Annotated in this window: 21 protein-coding genes and 1 pseudogene; 16 read left to right on the forward strand and 6 right to left on the reverse strand. The window is 65.9% G+C overall.

The window, feature by feature from the left end; genetic code table 11:
- From K1Y73_RS22050 to K1Y73_RS16500, 11 genes and pseudogenes are all read left to right on the forward strand, one after another.
- Positions 1–291: pseudogene (locus K1Y73_RS22050) on the forward strand (hypothetical protein); the annotation flags it as partial.
- On the forward strand, positions 288–698 hold the full coding sequence (locus tag K1Y73_RS16455) for a carboxymuconolactone decarboxylase family protein (RefSeq protein ID WP_225029397.1): 411 nt from the start codon (positions 288–290) through the stop codon (positions 696–698). The pseudogene K1Y73_RS22050 and the gene K1Y73_RS16455, both read left to right, overlap by 4 nt.
- On the forward strand, positions 695–1,303 hold the full coding sequence (locus K1Y73_RS16460) for an NADH-quinone oxidoreductase subunit J (RefSeq protein WP_225029398.1): 609 nt from the start codon (positions 695–697) through the stop codon (positions 1,301–1,303). The genes K1Y73_RS16455 and K1Y73_RS16460 overlap by 4 nt, the downstream gene beginning before the upstream one ends.
- A 2-nt stretch (positions 1,304–1,305) precedes the next feature.
- Positions 1,306–1,719 (forward strand): hypothetical protein, encoded by a 414-nt coding sequence (locus K1Y73_RS16465; protein ID WP_225029399.1) that lies wholly within the window; start codon positions 1,306–1,308, stop codon positions 1,717–1,719.
- 64 nt (positions 1,720–1,783) lie between these two features.
- Entirely contained in the window at positions 1,784–2,089 is a 306-nt protein-coding gene (gene nuoK / locus K1Y73_RS16470) for an NADH-quinone oxidoreductase subunit NuoK (protein ID WP_225029400.1), read from the forward strand.
- A gap of 5 nt (positions 2,090–2,094) precedes the next feature.
- Positions 2,095–4,293, forward strand: coding sequence for an NADH-quinone oxidoreductase subunit L (gene nuoL, locus K1Y73_RS16475; protein ID WP_225029401.1), 2,199 nt, complete (start codon positions 2,095–2,097; stop codon positions 4,291–4,293).
- Positions 4,294–4,307: 14 nt separating this feature from the next.
- Complete coding sequence (locus K1Y73_RS16480; RefSeq protein WP_225029402.1) at positions 4,308–5,846, forward strand: NADH-quinone oxidoreductase subunit M; 1,539 nt, start codon at positions 4,308–4,310, stop codon at positions 5,844–5,846.
- Between the two features lie 10 nt (positions 5,847–5,856).
- Complete coding sequence (gene nuoN, locus K1Y73_RS16485; RefSeq protein WP_225029403.1) at positions 5,857–7,296, forward strand: NADH-quinone oxidoreductase subunit NuoN; 1,440 nt, start codon at positions 5,857–5,859, stop codon at positions 7,294–7,296.
- Entirely contained in the window at positions 7,286–8,035 is a 750-nt protein-coding gene (locus K1Y73_RS16490; RefSeq protein WP_225029404.1) for a biotin--[acetyl-CoA-carboxylase] ligase, read from the forward strand. Before nuoN ends, K1Y73_RS16490 begins: the two co-directional genes overlap by 11 nt.
- Before the next feature lie 20 nt (positions 8,036–8,055).
- Positions 8,056–8,829 carry a type III pantothenate kinase gene (locus K1Y73_RS16495; protein ID WP_225029405.1) on the forward strand — a complete coding sequence of 258 codons (774 nt, stop codon included), beginning with the start codon at positions 8,056–8,058 and terminating at the stop codon, positions 8,827–8,829.
- Positions 8,826–10,505 carry a ribonuclease J gene (locus tag K1Y73_RS16500; RefSeq protein WP_225029406.1) on the forward strand — a complete coding sequence of 560 codons (1,680 nt, stop codon included), beginning with the start codon at positions 8,826–8,828 and terminating at the stop codon, positions 10,503–10,505. The genes K1Y73_RS16495 and K1Y73_RS16500 overlap by 4 nt, the downstream gene beginning before the upstream one ends.
- A 108-nt stretch (positions 10,506–10,613) precedes the next feature.
- On the opposite strand, the gene K1Y73_RS16505 is transcribed toward K1Y73_RS16500, so the two are convergent.
- Together K1Y73_RS16505 and K1Y73_RS16510 are read right to left on the reverse strand one after the other, a co-directional pair.
- Positions 10,614–12,230 (reverse strand): DEAD/DEAH box helicase, encoded by a 1,617-nt coding sequence (locus tag K1Y73_RS16505; protein WP_225029407.1) that lies wholly within the window; start codon positions 12,228–12,230, stop codon positions 10,614–10,616.
- A gap of 146 nt (positions 12,231–12,376) precedes the next feature.
- Positions 12,377–13,165, reverse strand: coding sequence for a hypothetical protein (locus tag K1Y73_RS16510; protein WP_225029408.1), 789 nt, complete (start codon positions 13,163–13,165; stop codon positions 12,377–12,379).
- Between the two features lie 198 nt (positions 13,166–13,363).
- Here K1Y73_RS16510 and K1Y73_RS16515 point away from each other — a divergent pair, with 198 nt between their 5' ends.
- Entirely contained in the window at positions 13,364–14,728 is a 1,365-nt protein-coding gene (locus tag K1Y73_RS16515; RefSeq protein WP_225029409.1) for an esterase-like activity of phytase family protein, read from the forward strand.
- 64 nt (positions 14,729–14,792) lie between these two features.
- Here K1Y73_RS16515 and K1Y73_RS16520 read toward each other — a convergent pair whose 3' ends face one another.
- Together K1Y73_RS16520 and K1Y73_RS16525 are read right to left on the reverse strand one after the other, a co-directional pair.
- The gene (locus tag K1Y73_RS16520; RefSeq protein WP_225029410.1) at positions 14,793–16,391 is read right to left on the reverse strand and encodes a peptide chain release factor 3; all 1,599 of its coding nucleotides are present in this window, start codon (positions 16,389–16,391) and stop codon (positions 14,793–14,795) included.
- An 83-nt stretch (positions 16,392–16,474) separates the two neighbouring features.
- Positions 16,475–17,509, reverse strand: coding sequence for a Hint domain-containing protein (locus K1Y73_RS16525; protein ID WP_225029411.1), 1,035 nt, complete (start codon positions 17,507–17,509; stop codon positions 16,475–16,477).
- 221 nt (positions 17,510–17,730) lie between these two features.
- On the opposite strand from K1Y73_RS16525, the gene K1Y73_RS16530 reads away from it, so the two are divergent.
- Together K1Y73_RS16530 and K1Y73_RS16535 are read left to right on the forward strand one after the other, a co-directional pair.
- The gene (locus tag K1Y73_RS16530; protein ID WP_225029412.1) at positions 17,731–18,513 is read left to right on the forward strand and encodes an SDR family oxidoreductase; all 783 of its coding nucleotides are present in this window, start codon (positions 17,731–17,733) and stop codon (positions 18,511–18,513) included.
- A 99-nt stretch (positions 18,514–18,612) separates the two neighbouring features.
- The gene (locus K1Y73_RS16535; RefSeq protein ID WP_225029413.1) at positions 18,613–19,695 is read left to right on the forward strand and encodes an ABC transporter ATP-binding protein; all 1,083 of its coding nucleotides are present in this window, start codon (positions 18,613–18,615) and stop codon (positions 19,693–19,695) included.
- Positions 19,696–19,713: 18 nt separating this feature from the next.
- On the opposite strand, the gene K1Y73_RS16540 is transcribed toward K1Y73_RS16535, so the two are convergent.
- Positions 19,714–21,084, reverse strand: coding sequence for a dipeptidase (locus K1Y73_RS16540; protein WP_225029414.1), 1,371 nt, complete (start codon positions 21,082–21,084; stop codon positions 19,714–19,716).
- Positions 21,085–21,138: 54 nt separating this feature from the next.
- Positions 21,139–21,492: a helix-turn-helix transcriptional regulator gene (locus K1Y73_RS16545; protein ID WP_225029415.1), complete on the reverse strand. Its 354-nt coding sequence runs from the start codon at positions 21,490–21,492 to the stop codon at positions 21,139–21,141.
- A 173-nt stretch (positions 21,493–21,665) separates the two neighbouring features.
- Here K1Y73_RS16545 and K1Y73_RS16550 point away from each other — a divergent pair, with 173 nt between their 5' ends.
- Together K1Y73_RS16550 and tatB are read left to right on the forward strand one after the other, a co-directional pair.
- A complete protein-coding gene (locus K1Y73_RS16550) occupies positions 21,666–21,875 on the forward strand; it encodes a twin-arginine translocase TatA/TatE family subunit (RefSeq protein ID WP_225029416.1) in 210 nt (69 codons plus the stop codon).
- A 28-nt stretch (positions 21,876–21,903) separates the two neighbouring features.
- Positions 21,904–22,280, forward strand: a 377-nt coding sequence (gene tatB / locus K1Y73_RS16555) for a Sec-independent protein translocase protein TatB (RefSeq protein ID WP_225029417.1), incomplete at its 3' end; no start/stop codon positions are given.

The raw sequence follows: 22,280 nt of genomic DNA on the forward strand, positions 1-22,280 counted from the left end.
GGCGAGCCGGGGCCGCAAGGCGCCCTGGGCCCCGCAGGCCCGCAGGGCGAGCCGGGTCCGCAGGGCGCGGCCGGTCCGGGCGATCTGGGTGCCAATGCGGTGATCCTGGTCCAGGGCAGCGCCGATTGCCCGGTGGGCTGGGCGGCCACGGGGCAGGTGCGGATCCTGACCTCGCCCGATTACATCATGGGCGGCGAACAGACCCCGACCAATCCGGGCGTGATGACCTCGTCGACCATGGATTGGGCGAATGTGAATTTCTTCCTCTGCCGGAAGGGGGAAAGCGAATGACCGAAGCCTATGCCAAGATGATCCAGCAGATGCTGGAAAGCAGCCAGGAAATGCTGCGCGCCTTCAATCCGGCGCTTGAGAATTTCAAGGTCGGCGGCTTCGACAAGATGTTCCCGACCATGCCGGCCAACATGATGGAAATGTGGTTCGGCAAGACCTTCAACCGCGAAGGTCTGGATGCGAAGACACGGCTTCTGGTGACCATCGCGGCGCTGACCGTGCTGGGCGCCCAGGCCGAGCCGCAACTGAAACTGACGGTGCGCCATGCGATGGAAGCCGGCGCCACGGAACGCGAGATCGCCGAGGTGATCTGGCAGATGAGCATGTTCGGCGGCCTGCCCGCCATGCAGAAGGCGCTTGAGGCAGCCCAGGCCGTCTTCGACGAAAAGAAGGATGGAACCCCATGACGGTCGCCGATTTCGCCTTTTACCTTTTTGCCGCGATCGCGGTCGTGGCGGGGCTGATGGTCACGATCGCCCGCAACCCGGTGCATTCGGTCCTGTGGCTGATCCTGACCTTCCTGTCCGCCACCGGACTGATGGTGCTTTTGGGCGCCGAATTCGTCGCGATGCTCTTGATGATCGTCTATGTCGGCGCCGTGGCGGTGCTGTTCCTGTTCGTCGTCATGATGCTGGACATCGACTTCGCCGCGCTGAAGGGCGAGATGGCGCGTGCCATGCCGCTGGGCCTGCTGATCGGGCTGGTGCTGATCATGCAGCTGTCGATCGGGCTGGGCGCCTGGACCACGGCCGAGGGCGCCAGCGCCCTGCATGGCGCGCCGGCGCCGGAAGGCGTGGACAATGCCCGCGCGCTGGGGCTGCTGCTTTATGACAAGTACATCTACCTGTTCCAGGCCGCCGGCCTGATCCTGCTGGTCGCGATGATCGGGGCGATCCTGCTGACGCTGCGCCACCGCAAGGACATCAAGCGCCAGAACGTGCTGGCCCAGATGTGGCGCGACCCGGCCAAGGCGATGGAGCTGAAGGACGTGAAACCGGGGCAGGGGCTGTAACAATGCGTTTCGGCGGTTTCGTCCCGGCGCTTTTTCTCGTACTGCCCGTTTCGGCGGTCGCCGGCTCGTTGCCGGACTGCAAGGACGCCGATGGCGGATCGGCCAGCTATGTCGACAGCTTCGAAGGGCGGTACGTGAGCTACACCTATTCTCCGGCGACCGCGGGCAAAAAGACCGAGGTTGCGATGTTCGCCGATTGCAAGTCGTTGAAGGCGATTGCGGCAGACGACAGGAAAGCCAGACCGGTCGTCGCGGCCATCATGTTCGCGACCGCCAAGACCGTAAGGCCGCTGAGTCTTGAGGCTGTCCAGGCGGAGATTGATCGGAACAAGCTGCCGTCGAAAAGGACGACCCTTCCGAAGGCGACCTGCGTCTGCAAAGCCGAGGTCATCGAACGGAACCGGTTCGACGGATAAGAACCCGGATCGAATCCGGGGCACACTGAAGGATGAACGGGCAAAGACCCGAAGGGACGAAGCGATGGTGGGACTTGAACATTACCTGACGGTGGCAGCAGTGCTGTTCGTCATCGGCATCTTCGGGATCTTCCTGAACCGGAAGAACGTGATCGTCATCCTGATGTCGATCGAATTGATGCTTCTGGCCGTGAACCTGAACCTTGTCGCCTTCTCGTCCTTCTCGGGCGATCTGGTGGGCCAGGTCTTCACGCTCTTCGTGCTGACGGTGGCCGCGGCCGAGGCGGCGATCGGCCTGGCGATCCTTGTCGTCTTCTTCCGCAACCGCGGAACGATCGACGTCGAGGACGTGAATGTGATGAAAGGCTAAGGGACATGGCGACGATCATCCTTCTTGCGCCTCTGATCGGGGCCCTGATCTGCGGCTTCGGCTGGCGCATCATCGGCGAACGCGCCGGGCAGGTGCTGACCACGGGCCTCGTCTTCCTGGCCGCGGCCTTGAGCTGGGTCATCTTCCTGACCTTCGACGGCGAAACCCAGCACATCCACCTGCTGGACTGGGTGCAGTCCGGCGCGCTGGACACCGCCTGGTCGATCCGGCTGGACCGGCTGACCGCGATCATGCTGGTCGTCGTGAACTCGGTCTCGGCGCTGGTTCACCTCTACAGCTTCGGCTACATGTCGCATGACGAGAACTGGCATGAGGGCGAGCATTACAAGGCCCGCTTCTTCGCCTATCTGTCCTTCTTCACCTTCGCGATGCTGACGCTGGTCACCAGCGACAACCTGATCCAGATGTTCTTCGGCTGGGAAGGCGTGGGCGTGGCCTCGTATCTGCTGATCGGCTTCTACTATCGCAAGCCCTCGGCCAATGCGGCGGCGATGAAGGCCTTCATCGTCAACCGCGTCGGCGATTTCGGCTTTGCCCTTGGCATCTTCGCGCTGTTCTACCTGACCGACTCGATCAATTTCGACACCGTCTTTGCGGCGGCGCCGGCGCTTGCCGAAACCAATCTGCGCTTCCTCTGGGCCGATTGGAACGCGGCGAACCTGATCGGGGTCCTGCTGTTCATCGGGGCGATGGGGAAATCGGCGCAGCTGTTCCTGCACACCTGGCTGCCCGACGCGATGGAAGGCCCGACGCCGGTTTCCGCGCTGATCCACGCCGCGACCATGGTGACCGCGGGCGTGTTCCTGGTCTGCCGGATGTCGCCCTTGTATGAATTCGCGCCCTCGGCCACAGCCTTCATCACCATCCTGGGCGCCACCACCGCCTTCTTCGCCGCGACCGTCGGTCTGGTGCAGAACGACATCAAGCGCGTGATCGCCTATTCGACCTGTTCGCAGCTGGGCTACATGTTCGTGGCCGCCGGCTCGGGCGTCTATTCGGTGGCGATGTTCCACCTCTTCACCCACGCCTTCTTCAAGGCGATGCTGTTCCTGGGCGCGGGCTCGGTCATCATGGCCACCCATCACGAGCAGGACATGCGCAATTACGGCGGCCTGCGGAAGAAGATTCCGCTGACCTTCTGGGCGATGATGATCGGCACGCTGGCGATCACCGGCGTCGGCATTCCGCTGACCCATTACGGCTTTGCCGGCTTCCTGTCGAAGGATGCGGTCATCGAAAGCGCCTGGGCGGGCGGCAGCCAATATGCCTTCTGGCTGCTGGTCATCGCGGCCTGCTTCACCAGCTTCTATTCCTGGCGCCTGATGTTCCTGACCTTCTACGGCGAAAGCCGCGCGCAGGGGCATGATCACGGCCACGGCCATGGTCACGCTGCGCATGGGCACGGCCATGACGCGCATGGGCACGGCCATGAGCCGCATGAAAGCCCGCTGGTCATGCTGGTGCCGCTGGGGGTGCTGGCGCTGGGGGCGATGTTCTCGGGCATGCTGTGGTACAATGTCTTCTTCGGAGACGAGACCAAGCTGCGGAGCTGGTTCGGCATGGAGGCGGTCGCCGAACATGGCGCCGAAGCCGGCACCGAACACGCGACCGTCGCGGGCGCCGAGCATGGCACCGAGGCCCCGGCCGAAGCGCCCGCCGCCACCACGGCCGAACCGGCCACCGCCAGCGTGGCCGAAGCCCCGGCCGCAGCGCATGTCGCCGCCGCCGCACCGAAAGGCGCGATCTATATCGGGGCCGACAATCACGTGATCCACGAAGCGCATGAAGCGCCGAAATGGGTCAAGGTCGCGCCCTTCGTCGCGATGCTGATCGGCTTCGTCACCGCCTGGATCTTCTACATCAAGCGTCCCGATCTGCCGGGCCGTCTGGCCGCGACACAACGGCCGCTCTACCTGTTCCTGCTGAACAAGTGGTATTTCGACGAGCTGTATGACTGGCTCTTCGTCAGGCCGGCGAAATGGCTGGGCCGCACGCTTTGGAAAAAGGGCGACGGCGCTGTCATCGACGGCACGATCAACGGCGTGGCGCTGGGGATCATCCCGTTCTTCACCCGGCTCGCGGGCCGGATGCAGTCGGGCTATCTCTTCCACTACGCCTTCGCCATGGTGCTGGGGATCGTTGTCCTCGTCACCTGGATGACCCTCTTCGGCGGCGCCAGGTAAGGGGCGCGGGGCATATGGAACAGCAACTTCTCTCGATCATCACCTTCCTGCCGCTGGTCGCGGCCGCCATCCTGGCGCTTTTCCTGCGCGGCAATGATGCGGCGGCCCAGGCCAATGCGAAATGGCTGGCGATGTTCGCCACCGTGGTCACCTTCCTGGCGTCGCTTTTCCTGCTGGCCGGGTTCGATCCGCAAGACACCGGCTTCCAGTTCGTCATCGAACGGCCCTGGATCCTGGGCTTCACCTATAAAATGGGCGTCGACGGGATCTCGATCCTGTTCGTGATGCTGACGACCTTCCTGATGCCTCTGGTCATCTGGTCGGCCTGGAGCGTCGAGACCCGGGTGAAGGAATACATGATCGCCTTCCTGGTCCTGGAAACCCTGATGCTGGGCGTGTTCTGCGCGCTGGATCTGGTGCTTTTCTACCTGTTCTTCGAAGCAGGCCTGATCCCGATGTTCCTGATCATCGGCATCTGGGGTGGCAAGGAGCGCATCTACGCGGCGTTCAAGTTCTTCCTCTACACCTTCCTCGGCTCGGTGCTGATGCTGGTGGCGATGATCGCCATGTATTACGACGCGGGCACCACCGATATCGTCAAGCTGATGGCGCATGACTTCTCGCATGACACGCTGGCGATTGCGGGCGTGCATATCGTGGGCGGCATGCAGACGCTGTTGTTCCTGGCCTTCTTCGCCAGCTTCGCGGTGAAGATGCCGATGTGGCCGGTGCATACCTGGCTGCCCGATGCGCACGTTCAGGCGCCGACCGCAGGCTCGGTCGTGCTGGCGGCGATCTTGCTGAAGATGGGCGGCTACGGCTTCCTTCGCTTCTCGCTGCCGATGTTCCCGGTCGCCTCGGATCTGTTGAGCCCGCTGGTGTTCTGGATGTCGGCGATCGCGATCGTCTACACCTCGCTGGTGGCGCTGGCGCAGTCGGACATGAAGAAGCTGATCGCCTATTCCTCGGTCGCCCATATGGGCTATGTGACGATGGGGATCTTTGCCGCGAACCAGCAGGGCGTCGATGGCGCGATCTTCCAGATGCTGTCGCACGGCTTCATCTCGGGCGCGCTGTTCCTGTGCGTGGGCGTGATCTACGACCGGATGCACACGCGCGAGATCGACGCCTATGGCGGCCTGGTGAACCGGATGCCCGCCTATGCGCTGGTCTTCATGTTCTTCACCATGGCCAATGTCGGCCTGCCGGGCACCTCGGGCTTCATCGGCGAATTCCTGACGCTGATGGGGATCTTCCAGGTCAATACCTGGGTGGCCGCCGTCGCCGCCACCGGGGTGATCCTGTCGGCCGCCTATGCGCTGTGGCTGTATCGCCGCGTCGTCTTTGGCGAGCTGATCAAGGAAGCGCTGAAGTCGATCACCGACATGACCGCCCGCGAAAAGGCGATCTTCGCGCCGCTGATCGCGATGACGCTGATCCTGGGCGTCTACCCGAAGGCCGTGACCGACATCATCGGACCCTCGGTCGCCCAGCTGGTCACCGATTACCACGCCGCGCTTCCCGTCGGGGAAGCCGAAACGGCCATGCACTGAGGACCGGACCATGACATCCGCAGATTTCAACACCGTCCTGCCCGAGGTCATCCTGGCCCTTTTCGCGATGGGCGCGCTTCTGGGCGCGGTCTATACCGGCAAGGACAAGCTGGCTTCGATGCTGGTCTGGGCCACGGCGGGGCTGTTCATCGCGCTGGCGCTGTGGATCGGCCTTGCCATCACCGGCGAACGCGCGGCCTTCGGCGGCATGTTCCTGGACGATCCCTTCGCGCGCTTTACCAAGGTCACGATCCTGCTGTCGGCCGCCGCCGTCCTGGTGATGTCCGAGGCCTATATGGCCCGCCGCGGCATCCTGCGCTTCGAATTCCCGGTGCTGGTCACGCTGGCCGTGCTGGGCATGTGCATGATGGTGTCGGCCGGCGACCTGATGGCGCTGTATATGGGGCTGGAGCTGCAATCGCTGGCGCTTTACGTCGTGGCCGCCCTGCGCCGCGACAGCGTGAAGTCGACGGAAGCCGGCCTGAAATACTTCGTCCTCGGCGCGCTGTCTTCGGGCCTTCTGCTTTACGGCGCCTCGCTGACCTACGGGTTCGCCGGCACGACGCAGTTCGCGGGCATCCTGTCGACCCTGAATGGCGAACATGTGCCGCTGGGCCTGCTGTTCGGCCTGGTGTTCATGATCGCGGGCCTGGCGTTCAAGATCTCGGCCGCTCCTTTCCACATGTGGACGCCCGATGTCTATGAAGGCTCGCCCACGCCGGTGACCGCCTTCTTCGCCACCGCGCCCAAGGTGGCCGCCATGGCGCTGATCGCGCGGCTGGTGCAGGACGCGTTCGGCACGCTGCCGAATGACTGGGGCCAGGTTCTGGCGGCGCTGGCGGTTGTGTCGATGTATCTGGGCTCGATCGCGGCGATCGGCCAGAAGGACATCAAGCGGCTGATGGCCTATTCCTCGATCGCCCATATGGGCTATGCGCTGATCGGCCTGGCCGTGGCCACGCCGGAAGGTGTGCAGGCCATGCTGATCTACATGGCGATCTATGTGACGATGAACGTGGGCACCTTCGCCTTCATCCTGTCGATGGAGCGTGACGGGCGGCCGGTCACCGATATTGCCGGCCTGAACATGTTCTCGAAGACCGAGCCGCTGAAGGCGCTGGCCCTGCTGGTCCTGATGTTCAGCCTGGCCGGCGTGCCGCCGATGGTGGGCTTCTTCGGGAAGTTCTACGTGCTGAAGGCCGCGGTCGATGCCGATATGGTCTGGCTGGCGGTGGCGGGTGCGGTGGCCTCGGTCATCGGGGCGTTCTACTACCTGCGCATCGTCTATCTGATGTATTTCGGCCAGCCGACCGAGCCGGTGGAAAGCCGGATGGCGCCGGTGCAATGGGCGCTGATGGTGGCGGTGGCCGCGGTGATGGTGCTGGGGGTGGTGAACCTGTTCGGGATCGAGCCCGTGGCAAAGGTCGCGGCCGACGCCCTTGTCCGCTGATCCGGCAGCCGCCGGGGGGGCAGCGGGGCGGGCCCTGCTGCCAGCCGTCGATTCCACCAATGCCGAAGGCCTGCGCCGCGCCGCCACGGGTGCGGCGCTTCCCTTGTGGATCCTGGCGGCCGAGCAGACCGCCGGCCGCGGCCGCCGCGCGCGGCCCTGGGCTTCGCCGCCGGGCAACTTTTACGGCTCGCTGGTGATGCGCCTTGCCGAGCCGCCGGCCCAGGTGGCGCTGCGCAGCTTCGTGACCGCGCTTGCCCTGCGCGACGCGCTGGTGGCGCTGACCGGCCTGCCGCAGGCCCTTGCGCTGAAATGGCCGAATGACGTGCTGCTGAATGGCGGCAAACTGTCGGGGATCCTGCTGGAAGCCTCGGGCGATGTGCTGTGCATCGGCATCGGGGTGAACCTGGTCGGCGCGCCGCCGCCCGAGGCGGTCGAGCCGGGCGCCGTGCCGCCGGTGTCGATCCTGGGCGAGACCGGCCTGCGGATCACGCCCGAGCGGTTTCTCGATGCGTTGGCCCCGGCCTTTGCCGCGCGCGAGGCGGCGTTTCGTGCCGGCGGCTTCCCGGCGCTGCGGGGGGACTGGCTGGCCGATGCGGCGCGGCTGGGCGAAAGGATCACCGCGCGCACCGGCACCCAGACCCGCGAGGGGATTTTCGAGACGGTGGATGCCGAGGGCAATCTGGTGCTGCGCATGGCGGCCGGGCCGGTTGCCATCCCGGCGGCCGAGGTGTTCTTCTGATGCGGCCTGGGGGAGGTCACATGCTGCTTGCCATCGATTGCGGCAATACGAATACGGTGTTCTCGGTCTGGGACGGAAGGGCGTTTCTGGGCACATGGCGCACCGCGACCGACTGGCAGCGCACGGCGGACCAGTATTTCGTCTGGCTGACCACGCTGATGGAACACCAGGGCATCGCGGCGCGGATCAATGCGGTGATCATCTCCTCGACCGTGCCGCGGGTGGTGTTCAACCTGCGGGTCCTGGCCGATCGCTATTTCAACTGCCGGCCACTGGTGGTAGGCAAACCCGACTGCCTTCTGCCGGTGCCGCCGCGGGTGGATGCCGGAACGGCCGTGGGGCCGGACCGTCTGGTCAATACGGCCGGGGCCTTCGACCGGCACGGCGGCAATCTGATCGTGGTCGATTTCGGCACGGCGACGACCTTTGACGTGGTCGAGGATGACGGCGCCTATGTGGGGGGCGTGATCGCGCCCGGGGTGAACACCTCGCTTGAGGGGCTGCACAGCGCGGCCGCCGCCCTGCCGCATGTCGATGTGTCGCGCCCGCAGGGCGTGGTCGGCAGCAATACCGTCGCCTGCATGCAGGCCGGGATCTGGTTTGGCTATATTGGCCTGGTCAAGGAAATCTGCGCCCGGATCAAGGCCGAGCGCGGGCGCGAGATGAAGATCATCGGAACGGGCGGGCTGGCGGTGCTGTTCGGCGCCACGGACGTTCTGTTCGACACGATCGAGGACGATCTGACGATGCACGGGCTGACCGTGATCCATCGCTTCAACAAGGACATGACATGAACAAGGACCGCCTGATCTATCTTCCCCTCGGCGGCGCTGGCGAGATCGGGATGAACTGCTATGTCTACGGCTATGGCGCCCCGGGCAAAGAGCGGTTGATCCTGGTGGATCTGGGCGTGACCTTCCCCGACATGGACGGCGCGCCCGGGGTCGAGGTGATCATGCCCGACATCCAGTGGCTGGCCGAACGGGTCGACCGGCTGGAGGCGATTTTCATCACCCATGGCCATGAGGACCATATCGGCGCGCTTGGCCATCTGATGCCGCGCCTGGGCGGCAAGCCGGTCTATGCGCGCAAGTTCACCGCCAATCTGGGGCGGGGCAAGCTGGAAGAGGCAGGGCTGGCCAGCGATGCGCTGCGCGTGGTCGAGCCGCGGCCGATGGTGATCGAGGCCGGGCCCTTCAAGGTGCAGTTCATGCCGCTGGCGCATTCCATCCCGGAAAGTGCCGCGCTGATCATCGACACGCCGGCCGGGCGTATTGTCCATACGGGCGATTTCAAGATCGACCGCAGCCCGGTTGTGGGCGAGCCCTGGGATGACGCCGCCTGGGAGGCGCTGGCCGCCGAGGCGCCGGTCAAGGCGCTGATGTGCGATTCCACCAATGTCTTCTCGCCGGCCCCGGGCCGCAGCGAGGCCACGCTGGCGGGCCACTTGGCCGAGCTGATCGCCAAGGCGCCGGGCATGTTCGTGGCCACCACCTTCGGCTCGAACGTGGCGCGGCTGAAGACGCTGGCCGAAGCCGCCAAGGCGGCCGGGCGGCAGGTCTGCGTGATGGGCCGGTCGATGAAGCGGATGCTCTCGGCCGCCACGGAAACCGGGGTGCTGGAAGGTTTTCCCGGCACGCTGACCCCGGACGAGGCGCAAGAGGTGCCGCGGCGCAACCTGATGCTGCTGGTCACCGGCAGCCAGGGCGAGAGGCGCGCTGCCGCCGCCGCGCTGTCGCGCGGGAAATATCTGGGCTTCGAGATGCGCGAGGGCGACAGCTTCCTGTTCTCGTCGCGCACCATTCCGGGCAACGAAAAGGACGTGATCCGGATCTGGAACGCCTTTTCGGAAATGGGCGTGACCGTGCATGACGATGCGGGCGGGCTGTACCATGTCTCGGGCCATGCCAACCGACCCGATCTGGAACATGTCCACCGGCTGTTGCTGCCCGACATGCTGGTGCCGATGCATGGCGAACATCGCCATCTGAAGGAACATGTGCGCCTGGCGACCGAAGCCGGGATTCCGGGCATGGTTGCGGTCAATGGCACGATGCTGGATCTGACCGGCGAGGCGCCGGTGGCGGTGGATCAGATCCAGACCGGACGGATCTATCTGGACGGCACGATGCTGATCGGCGCCATGGACGGGGTGATCCGCGACCGGATCCGCATGGCGCTGAATGGCCATGTGCTGGTGACGGTGATCCTGGACGAACAGGACGAGCCGATGGGCGAGCCCTGGGTCGAGCTGATGGGTCTGACCGAAACCGGCCGCGGCGGGCGGGATCTGACCGAGACGATGGAAGCCGATCTGGCCGACTGGATGGAGCGGGCAGGGCGCAAGGTGCTGCGCGACGACGACCGGATGGATGAAGAACTGCGCAAGCTGGTGCGCCAGGTCGCCATGGAGGAGATCGGCAAGAAGCCGGAAGTCACTGTGGTGGTCAGCCGGCTGGTCGCCGAATAGGCCAGGGCCCGATGCAAGAACGCCTCCCCGATGGGGAGGCGTTTTGCTTTGGGGGTGGCGATCTTTCGTCGAAAGATCGCGCACTGCGCGGGGGCCGCCAGCGCGGGATCAGCCTTCGTCGGCGTGTTCCGGCGCGGTCGCGGGCGCTTCGTCCTCATCCGAGACGGTGGGGGCGGAAACCTTGAAGCTGCGCAGGATGAAATCCGGCACATGGTCGCCCATGCCCACCACGGCGGGCCCGTCATCGCGACGGTCGCGCGGGGCGCGCCGTTCATCGCGGCCGGCGGGCCGATCCTCGTGACGTTCCTCGCGCCGATCGCGGCCCGAGCGGCGGTCGTCGCGGCGGTCTTCGCGCCGCTCGTCGCGGCGGTCATCCTCGCGCCGGGGGGCGGCTTCGGGCGGCGCGGCCTCGACGGGTTCGGCCACCACGGCCACCGGCACGAAGGGCACCATGTCGCGCGGCTTGTCATCGCGATTCTTGTCGCGTCCGCGCGGTCCGCGGTCACGGTCGCGATCGCGGCTTTTGCTGCTGCGTTCGCGCTGCGGGCGGTCGCTGCCCTCACCCGCCAGATCCAGCCCTTCGGGCAGCGGCGCGCGCGGGATTTCCTGCTTCACCAGGCTTTCGATCGCCGCCAGATATTTCACATCCGACGGCACCGAAATGGTGAAGGCGCGGCCCTGACGGCCGGCGCGGCCGGTGCGGCCGATGCGGTGGACATAGTCTTCCGGATGGGAGGGCACGTCGAAGTTGAAGACATGGCTCACGGCCGGAATATCAAGCCCGCGCGCCGCCACGTCAGAGGCGACCAGGATGTGAAGCGAGCCGTCGCGGAAGGAATCCAGCGTCTTCATCCGCTGCGACTGGTCCAGGTCGCCATGAATCGGCGCGGCGTTGAACCCGTGCGATTTCAGCGATTTCGCCACCACATCCACATCCATCTTGCGGTTGCAGAACACGATGGCATTGGTGCAGGTCTCGCCCTCGCCGCGGATCAGCGCGCGCAGGACGGCGCGCTTCTCGGTGAAGCTGCGATCCTTGCGGGTCGGCGCGAAATCGTAAAGCCGCTGCTCGATCGTGGCCGAGGCGGTGGCCTGGCGCGCGACTTCGATCTTGGCCGGGTTGGTCAGGAAGGTGTTGGTGATCCGCTCGATTTCCGGCGCCATCGTGGCGCTGAAGAACAGCGTCTGCCGGGTGAAGGGGGTCAACTGGAAGATCCGCTCGATATCCGGGATGAAGCCCATGTCAAGCATCCGGTCGGCCTCATCGACCACCATGATCTGCACGCCGGTCAACAGCAGTTTGCCGCGTTCGAAATGGTCCAGAAGCCGGCCGGGCGTGGCGATCAGCACATCGACGCCGCGGTCGATCAGCTTGTCCTGTTCGCCGAAGGACACGCCGCCGATCAACAGCGCCTTGGTCAGGCGGGTATGCTTGGCATAGATGTCGAAATTCTCGGCCACCTGGGCGGCCAATTCGCGCGTCGGCGCCAGCACCAGGCTGCGCGGCATGCGGGCGCGGGCGCGGCCCTGGCCGAGAAGCGTGATCATCGGCAAGGTGAAAGAGGCGGTCTTGCCGGTGCCGGTCTGGGCGATGCCCAGCACGTCACGGCCTTTCAGCGCCTCGGGAATGGCCTGGGCCTGGATCGGGGTCGGGCTTTCATAGCCGGCCTCGGTGATCGCTTGCAACACGCGCGGGTCCAGCGCGAGATCGGAAAACTTGGTCATCAGCGTCCTGTCAGGCATGGCATCGGGCCATGCGGATGTCTATGGGACGCAAGATCTCCGGGCGTCCCGGCGTCGGGAGCCCTAAGGGGCCTGTTGCGCCGTTACAGGAAGGCGCGGCGAAGGTCAAGTTTGCTGCCCCGATTCCGCTAGTCTGAGGCCAAATTCGTGGTTTTTTCCGCGCGGATCGCGACAAGATCGGTACGCATCAGGCCAAGCCGGCGGAACAGGCTGCGCGGATCGCGGTTCAACTGGTCGAGAAGATGGCAGGCGATGCGGCCCACAACCGGCTCGTCCCGGGCCATGTCCCAGATCTGCGCAAGCAAGTTGACATCCAAGCCCCCCGACAGAAGCGAGAAGCCCGGCAGGTCAAGCACCATGTCCTTGCGCCTGCGTCTGCGCAGCGGGAAGGCCGCATCGGGGGCGGTGCCCGAATAAAGCCGCTCGAATTCGTAAAGCTTCATCAGCGAGAACAGCACATTCACCGCCAGGCCGATCCGGCGCTGGTCTTCCGTGCCACCATGGTCGCCAAAGGTGATGGCGGATGAGATCAGCCAGCGCGGCGGCAATTCGGCCAGAAGCGCATCGGCCTCTTCCGCCCAGATCCGGCGGAACAGCCGCGCGGCGGGGCGGGGGGCGCGCTTCTTCCTGAGATGCGCGATCAGCAGCCCGTTCAGCGCCGCCAATTCGGTGAAGCCGACCAGTTCCTGGCGGATCTCATGGCGCTTGACCGCATGGGCCGAGGCGCGGGGCCCCAGGACCTCGCCCTCGGGCACGCGCGTGGCCAGCAGGGATTTCAGATCCACATCCAAAGCGGGCAGGGCCTCGCCCTCGGCCAGGGACAGGGCGCGGCGGCGCTGGTTCCAAAGCCCGATCAGCGCCTCGGGCGCGTCGTCATAGGTGGGAATCGCGGGGTCTGGCAGTGGCGGACGGCTCATGATCCTGGTCCTGCGGCGCGGGGCCGGGTCGGTTGGGCGCAAGCTAGAAGCGGCGCGGGGCAGGGTCAAGCCAAGGCCGGACGCGCGGGGGTGGGCAAAGCTTCATCCCGGCGTTTCCAATCCGTTGCCTTGCCGTCGTTCCTTTGTCTTTCGAGGGGCTTAGGCCCCGGTGACCGCCGCAACAAAGGAGATCCCGCAATGCGCCTTTCCCGTTTCCTGGCCCCGTTCCTGACCACCACCGCGCTTTGCGCCGCACCGGCCCTGGCCGATGAGCCGGTCTTTCCGGCCAAGCTGGCCGGCCATGCCGTTCTGCCGGCCCTGACCCTGACCCCGGCCCCGGAAGATGCGCCGGAAGATGCGAAGATCTCGGGCAAGTTCACCGCCGCCGCCCGGGTGATGGCGCCCGAGACGGTGATGGGCGATACCGGCGCCAGCCATGGCAAGCGCGCCACCGGCATCTCGCTGCCGTTCAAGGGCCAGCCGGTGCAGGGCTTCTCTGGCTATGCGATGAACACGGCCGACGATGGCGGCGTGTTCATGCTGACCGACAATGGCTATGGCACCAAGGCCAACAGCCCCGATGCGCTGCTGATGTTCCACAAGATGATGCCGCAGTGGGATACGGGCGTGATGGAGCTGACCCAGACCACCTTCCTGCATGACCCCGATTTCAAGGTGCCGTTCCGCATCGCCTATGAGGGCAGCGACAGCCGCTATCTGACCGGCGCCGATTTCGATCTGGAATCGATCCAGTATCTGAATGGCGAATTGTGGATCGGCGACGAATTCGGGCCCTATCTCTTGCGCGTGGCGCTGGATGGCCGGATCCTGGCGGTCTATCCGACGCTGAAGGACGGGGTCGAACTGAAGGGGCCCGACACGCCCGGCATCTCGGCCACCTCGGTGCCCGGAAAAGACTGGACCGTACAGCGGTCTGGTGGATACGAGGGTATGGCGCTGCAGCCCGGGACGGGGCTGTTGTGGGTTCTGTTCGAAAAGCCGCTGCTGGGCGAAGACGGCAAGCCCGGCGCCAATTTCCTGTGGTCGCTGGCTTTCGATCCGGCCAAGGGCGAATGGACCGGCCAGTCGTTCAAGTTCCAGCTGGCCGAGGGCGCCACGGCGATTGGCGATTTCAACTTCGTCGACGAGACCCGCGCGATGATCATCGAGCGCGACAATGGCGAGGGCGATCCCAGCCTGAAATGTGCGGCCGATCCCGCGCCCGATTGCTTCCCCGCGCCGGCGCTGGTCAAGCGCATCGTCATGATCGACACGGCTTCGGTCGATGCCGAAGGCTTCGTGCGCCGGATCGGCCATATCGACCTGATGGATATCCAGGATCCCGATGGCAAGGCGCGGCTTGAGACGCTGGCGACGCGCGATCTGGCGGGCAAGTTCACCTTCCCCTTCTTCACCATCGAAGACGTGATGCGGGTGGACGAGACCCATATCATGGTCGGCAATGACAACAACCTGCCCTACAGCTCGGGCCGGCAGCTGGACAAGGCCGCCGACAACGAGGCGATCCTGCTGGAAGTGCCCGCGTTCCTGGCGGCGAAGTAACCGGCCCCGATCCCTTCGGCCCTTCCTGGACGGATCGTCCCGGAAGGCGCCGAAGGCGAAGGGGTTACACCATCATTTCCTTGGTCGCCGTCAGCTTGACGCCCGGATAGTCGCGGGTCACCCGGTCGATGTCCCATTGCAGCCGGGTCAGGAAGACCAGATCGCCGTCGCTGTCGGTGGCGATGTGCTGCTTGTTGACGTTCACCAGCTTCTCGATCTCGGCCTTGTCGCCGGAAATCCAGCGGGCCGAGGTAAAGTTCGAGCCTTCGAACCGCACCGGCAGGGAATATTCCTGCTCGATCCGGCTGGCCAGCACTTCGAATTGCAGCGCCCCCACGACGCCGACGATATAGCCCGAGCCGATCATCGGCTTGAACACTTTGGCGGCGCCTTCCTCGGCGAATTGGGACAGCGCCTTTTCCAGGTGCTTGGCCTTCATCGGGTCGGTGGCGCGGATCGATTGCAGCAATTCCGGCGCGAAGGACGGGATGCCGGTAAAGCGCAGCACCTCGCCCTCGGTCAGCGCGTCGCCGATGCGCAATTGGCCGTGGTTCGGAATGCCGATGATGTCGCCCGCCCAGGCCTCGTCGGCCAATTCGCGGTCGGCGGCCAGGAACAGCACTGGATTGGTCACCGCCATCGGTTTTTTCGTGCGCACATGGAACATCTTCATGCCGCGTTCGAAATGCCCCGAGGCCAGCCGCACGAAAGCCACGCGGTCGCGATGCTTGGGGTCCATATTGGCCTGGACCTTGAAGACAAAGCCGGTGACCGGGCTTTCGCCAGCCTCGATCTGGCGTTCGGCGGCCTTTTGCGGCTGCGGCTGCGGCCCGAATTCGCCGATCCCGTCCATCAGTTCCTTCACCCCGAAGGAATTGATCGCCGAGCCGAACCAGATCGGGGTCATCGCGCCATGCAGGAATTGCGCGCGGTCAAAGGCCGGCAGCAATTCCCGCGCCATTTCAACTTCTTCGCGCAGCTTCTTCAACAGCTCGGCCGGCACGTGATCGGCCAGTTTCGGGTCGTCCAGCCCGGTGATCTTGACCGATTCCGCCACTTTGTTGCGGTCGGCGCGATCCATGATCTCAAGCCGGTCATGCAGAAGGTCATAGGCGCCGATGAATTCGCGGCCAACCCCGATCGGCCAGGAGGCCGGGGTCACGTCGATCGCCAGGTTTTCCTGGATCTCGTCGATGATCTCGAACGTGTCGCGGCTTTCGCGGTCCATCTTGTTGCAGAAGGTCAGGATCGGCAGGTCGCGCAGCCGGCAGACCTCGAACAGTTTCCGCGTCTGGCTTTCCACGCCCTTCGCGCCGTCGATCACCATGATCGCGGCGTCCACGGCGGTCAGCGTGCGATAGGTGTCTTCGGAAAAGTCGCTATGGCCAGGCGTGTCGACCAGGTTGAAGCGATAATTGCGGAAGTCGAAGGACATGGCGGAAGCCGAGACGGAAATCCCGCGCTCCTGCTCCATCTTCATGAAGTCCGACCGCGTGCGCCGCGCGTCGCCCTTGGCGCGCACCTGGCCCGCCATCTGGATCGCGCCGCCGAACAGCAGGAATTTTTCGGTCAGCGTGGTCTTGCCGGCGTCCGGGTGCGAGATGATCGCAAAGGTCCGGCGGCGGGCGATTTCGGGCGGAAGGGGGGCGGTGTTGTCCAGCATGCCGGCCTCTTAGCCGAAAGGCGCCGCTGCGTCCACGGGGGCGCTGGGGCGGCAGGCGCCGTCAGCCTGGCGGGTCGGGCGGCTTAGCGGGCGCGGCGATGGTCGCGCATCACCGGCGGGCGCGACAGGACGCGATACAGCGCCGAGGGGCTGATCTCTTCCAGGAATTTCCGCCCCGCTTCGGTGCCGAAATGCTGAACCTGCGCCAGGCCCGGAAAGCGCGCCTTCACATCGGCGGCCAGGTCCGGCGGCAGTCGGTTGACGGTCGCATCATTGACCATCAGGCTTTCGGCGGGAATGCCTTCGGCATAGATGATCTCGTGCCGGTCGAAGACCAGGCTGAACCAGTCGACCATGCCGCCTTCGCGGATGAAGACCGTTTCCTGATCGACCAGATGCTTGGCCTGCACCAGCACTTCGGCCGTGGCCAGGCCCTGCATCCGCCGGCGCTGATACAGGAACATCCGGTGATGCTGGCTGACGATCAGATCGCCGGAATTGCCCAGCGTGCCGGCCGGAATCACCACCGGCGCAAAGGCACCGCGGCCGCGCAGCGTGGCATTGCCGATCATCCGCAGCGGCTGGGCGCCATGGTCGCGCGTCAGAACCAGATCGCCCGGGCGCAGCGTTTCGATCGCGACCTGCCGGCCATTGGCCAGGGTGATCATCGTGCCGCGCGCGAAGGACACGCACATCAGATCGGACAGCCGGCTTTCCTCGGGCGCGGCATCGACGCGCAGCAGCGTGTATTCGGTGCGCAGGCTCATCGGCGACAGCGGCAGGGCGCAAAGCTTGCCCGCCACTTCCAGCAGCAGCAGTTCCACCCCGTCGCCATCGGGCGACATCAGCGTATAGCGCGCGGCGACACGCACCCGGTCGCCCGGCAGGCCCAGGGCCGAGCCGGCGGCAACCCGCGTGTCGGCGCCGGGGGCGGCATGGGTCAGCATCAGGCGCAGCGGCCCGCCACGTTCGTCCAGCTCGTAGACATCGCCGATTTCCACCGCCTCGGGCAGACCCAGGCCCTCGCCGGCATTCACGCCAAAGGCGACATAGATGTCATGAGCGGAAAAGACCTGGGCGGCATGACCAGGCGACACAGCGGCTGCGGCAGCAGACATGAGCAAAAGAACTCCGGCAGAATCGAACCGTCGGCCCCCACCTTCGGTCAGTGAAGGGTAACAAACCGTAAAGGCCGGGGTCAAACCCCATGGGAATTTTCTGCCCGACAGGCGTCCGTCTGGAAACACCCGGCGGATCGGGGGTGGATTGTCTACGTTCCGGGGCCTTTCGCTGCGGCAGGGCGGCCGTTAGGGTGACGTAAACATTTCGGGAGACAAACATGGATCTGGGACTGCGCGGGAAAAAGGGAATCGTCTGTGCGGCGTCGAAGGGGCTTGGCCGCGGCTGCGCCGAGGCGCTGGCCGAGGCGGGGGTCGATCTGGTGATCTGTGCCCGCGGCGCCGAGGCGCTGGAAGCGACGGCGGCGGCGATCCGGGCGGCGCATGGCGTGAAGGTCACCGCGGTGGCCTGCGACATCACCACGCCCGAAGGGCGCGCGGCGGTGCTTGCGGCGGCCGGGCCCGAGGTGGACATCCTGGTGACCAATGCCGGCGGCCCGCCTCCGGGCCAGTGGACCGACTGGTCGCGCGACGATTTCATCAAGGCGCTGGACGCCAACATGCTGACGCCGATCGCGCTGATGCAGGCGGTTCTGCCGGGGATGATGGCGCGCGGCTGGGGGCGGGTGGTGAACATCACCTCGGTCTCGGTCAAGGCGCCGGTCGCGGTGCTGGGCCTGTCGAACTCGGCCCGCGCGGGGCTGACCGGCTTTGTTGCCGGCACGGCGCGGCAGGTGGCGGGCAAGGGCGTGACGATCAACAATCTGCAGCCGGGCATGCATGCTACCGACCGCGCAGTGTCGCTGGATCAGGGCGCGGCGCGGGCGCAGAACATCTCGGAAGACGAGGCGCGGGCGCAACGCTGGGCGCAGATCCCGGCCGGGCGCTATGGCACCTCGGCCGAATTCGGCGCGACCTGCGCCTTCCTGTGCTCGCAGCATGCGGGGTTCATGGTGGGGCAGAACATCCTGCTGGATGGCGGGGCGACGAACTCGACCATGTAGGGGCGCCGGGCGGCCGGGATCCGGGCCGGGGTTGAAGCCCGGCGTCCCGGCTGCTAGGGCAATCCCTGACTGTTTCACACGGGATTGCATGGATCTCCCATGACCGAGCTGGCGCCGCGTCTTGAAATCAACGGCTTGGTGCGCGCCTTTGGCGGGCGCCCGGTCGTGGACGGGGTGTCGCTTTCCGTGGCGGCGGGGCAGGTGACCTGCCTTCTCGGCCCGTCGGGCTGCGGCAAGTCCACCACGCTGCGGATGATCGCCGGGGTTGAACGCGCCGATGCGGGCACCGTCACCATCGATGGCCGCCCCATGGCGGGGCCGGGCCTGCATCTGCCGCCCGAATCGCGCGGCGTCGGGCTGATGTTCCAGGATTTCGCGCTGTTTCCGCATCTGACCGTGGCGCAGAACGTGGCTTTCGGGCTCAGCGGCGACAAGGCCGCGCGGCAGTTCCGGGTCGAGGAATTGCTGGAACGGGTGAACCTGACCGGCTTCGGGCCCAAGCATCCGCATCAATTGTCGGGCGGCGAGCAGCAGCGCGTGGCGCTGGCGCGCGCGCTTGCCCCGCGGCCGCGGGTGATGCTGATGGACGAGCCGTTCTCGGGGCTCGACAACCGGCTGCGCGACGGGATTCGCGACGTGACGCTGGACATCCTGAAGGAAGAGGGCGCGGCGGTCGTTCTGGTCACGCATGAGCCGGACGAAGCGATGCGCATGGCCGACGAGATCGCGCTGATGCGCGGCGGGCGGATCGTGCAGAAGGGCGCGCCCTATAATGTCTACAATGCCCCGGTCGACAAGGCGGCGGCGGCGTTCTTCAGCGATATCAACGTGATCCGCGGCACATCGCGGGGGGCGCTGACCGAGACACCCTTTGGCGATTTCCTGACGCCGGGCCATGCCGACGGGGCGCCGGTCGATATCGTGATCCGGCCGCAGCATCTGAAGATCGACTTCGACCGCGGCGGGCGCGGCCCGAACCCAACGCCGCAGGACGGCACGCCGGCGCGGGGCACGGTGCTGCGGGCGCGCTATCTGGGCCGCGAATCGCTGGTCGAATTCCGGATGGATTTCGACGGATCGCGCCTGGTCGCCTCGGTGCCCGGGGTGTTCCTGCCGCGGCCGGGCATGGCGCTGTGGCTGATGATCCGCCGCGACAGGTGCTTTGTCTTCGGGGTGAAATAGCCGGGGACAGGCCCCGGCCTACTTCGCAAGCCGCTCGAACAATTTCCCGTAAGCCGTTTGCCCGCGCCGGAATTCGTCCAAACGGAAGAATTCGTTCGGCGCATGCAGATTCTCGTCGCCATGGCTGAAGCCGAACATCACCGCATGGACGCCCAGCGTGTCCAGAAGCGTGGTCATCACCGGGATCGAGCCGCCAACCCGGGTGCGCAGCGGCGCGATGCCGTAGAGTTCGGTCAGCACCTCGGCCGCGGCGCTGCTGGCATTGTGGCCGGCGGGAACCTGGAACGGATCGGCGCGGCCCGGATTGCGGGTAACCGTGGCGGTCACGCCGGGCGGGCAGTGTTTCTCGACATGGGCGCGGATCGCCTCAAAGATCTTCTCGGGCGATTGCGCGGAGACCAGCCGGCAGGTGATCTTGGCACTGGCAAGGGCGGGCAGCACCGTCTTGGTGCCGGCGCCCTGCCAGCCCGAGGTCAAGCCGTTGATATCCAAGGTCGGCCGGGCGAAGATCCGTTCCTGCGTGCTATAGCCCGGCTCGCCCCAGGGCGCGGGCGCGCCGGTTTCGGCCAGAAGCTGATCGTCCGGGTAGGGCACCCGGGCCAGCGCGGCGCGGCTGTCGGCGTCCAGCGGGATCACGTCGTCATAGAAGCCCTCGACGGTGATCAGCCCCTGTTCGTTGCGCAGGCCCGCCAGAATATGGGCCAGCGCCAGCGCCGGGTTGGCGATGCCGCCGCCCACCATGCCCGAATGCTGGTCGCCACGCGGGCCCTGAACGGTGATCTCCAGCGAGACCAGCCCTTTCAACGCCTCGACGATCTGCGGCTGGCCCGGCGCCCATTGCAGCCCATCGGCGGAAAAGATCATGTCGGCCTGCAGAAGATCGGCATGGGCCGCCACGAAGGGCAGAAGGTCGGGCGAGCCGATCTCTTCCTGGCCTTCGAAGAAAAATCGAACGTTTACCGGCAGTTTTCCTTCTGTCTTCAGAAACGACTCGAAGGTCAGGATCGGGATCAGCATCCCGCCCTTGTCATCCGAAGCCCCGCGCCCCCACAGCTTGCCGTCGCGGATTTCCGGCTGGAACGGCGGCGAGGTCCACAGATCGAAAGGCTCGGCCGGCTGCACGTCGAAATGACCATAGATCAGGATCGTGGGCGCGTCGGGCCCGGCATGCAGCCAGTCGGCACAGACCACCGGATGGCCCGCGGTCGGGTAGACCTGCGCATGTTCCGCCCCCGCCGCGGTCAGCCGGGCGGCAACCCAATCGGCCGCCGCGCGGACATCGGCGATGTTTTCGGGCTTGGCCGAGACCGAGGGAATCGCAGTGAATTCGATCAGCTCGGCGATGAAACGGTCCTGATTCTTGGTCAGATAGTCTTCCCAGGCGGTCATGGCGCTCTCCTTTGCCGGGCAAGACTGGCGCCTTCGCCGCCCGATGAAAAGAGCCTAGTCCGTGCCGTCCAGACTGGCCTGCGGCAGCAGCGTCGCGATCTTGGTCAGCAGGCTTTTCGCGGCGCGGGCGCGGGCGGGATCGGTCGCCTCGACATGGCGCAGCCCGGCATTCAGCGCCTCCAGCTCGTCCGGGGTCAGCATGGTCGGCGGCAGCAGAAGCGGCGAGCGCAGGATGTAGCCCAGACCCCGTTCGCCCGAGACGGGCAGGCCGGTCGCGGCCATCATCGCCATGTCGCGCCAGATCGTGCGCGGCGACACGCCCAGCCGCCCGGCCAGTTCGGCCGCCGTGTGCAGCCGCCCGTCGCGCAGGATCTGGACCAGGTCGTAAAGGCGGGTGTCGCGGGACATGGGGGCCTGTTGCGGGGCAAGGGGCGGCGGGGCGGCGCCCGACCTACTGACAAAATACTGTCAGTTGAACGGGGCAGGCAAGGGGCAGGGGTCTTGGAACCGGGGCCGGGCTGGCCCTAGAACGGGGACAGTCAAGGATTTGGCCCGCCATGGGCCGGACATGGAGAGGTTCAATGCTGAACAATATCGGTCTTCCCGGCCTGCTGCTGATCGCGGTCGTCGTTCTGGTGCTTTTCGGCAAGGGCAAAGTGTCCTCGCTGATGGGCGAAGTCGGCAAGGGCATCACCGCCTTTAAGAAGGGCGTGAATGACGGCACGAAAGAGCTGGAAGATGCCAAGGCCGACGCGGCCAAGGACGTGACCCCCGAGAAGGACAAGGCCTGACCGGCCGGTCCCGGACGGGAGGGACATCATGGACTTGAGCTGGTCCGAATTGATGGTCGTCGGCATCGTCGCGCTTGTCGTGATCGGTCCGAAGGACTTGCCCGGCATGTTCCGCGAGCTGGGTCGCTTCACGGCGAAGATCCGTGCCATGGGGCGCGAATTCAGCCGGGCGATGGAGCAGGCGGCAAAGGAAACCGGCGTTCAGGATGTGGCCGACGATCTGAAGAAGGTCGCCAATCCCAAGGCGATGGGGCTGGATGCGGTGAAATCCGCCGCCGATAAGTTCGAGAAATGGGATCCGCTGAAGAATGCGGCCCGGCCCTCGACCCCGACCGCGACGGCACCCGCGACTCCGGCCCCTGCCGTGCCTGCGGCGACTCCGGCCCCTGCCGCGCCTGCGGCGGC

Origin of the sequence: Xinfangfangia pollutisoli (genome assembly GCF_020179405.1) — a bacterium.
Lineage (GTDB): Bacteria > Pseudomonadota > Alphaproteobacteria > Rhodobacterales > Rhodobacteraceae > Pseudogemmobacter > Pseudogemmobacter pollutisoli.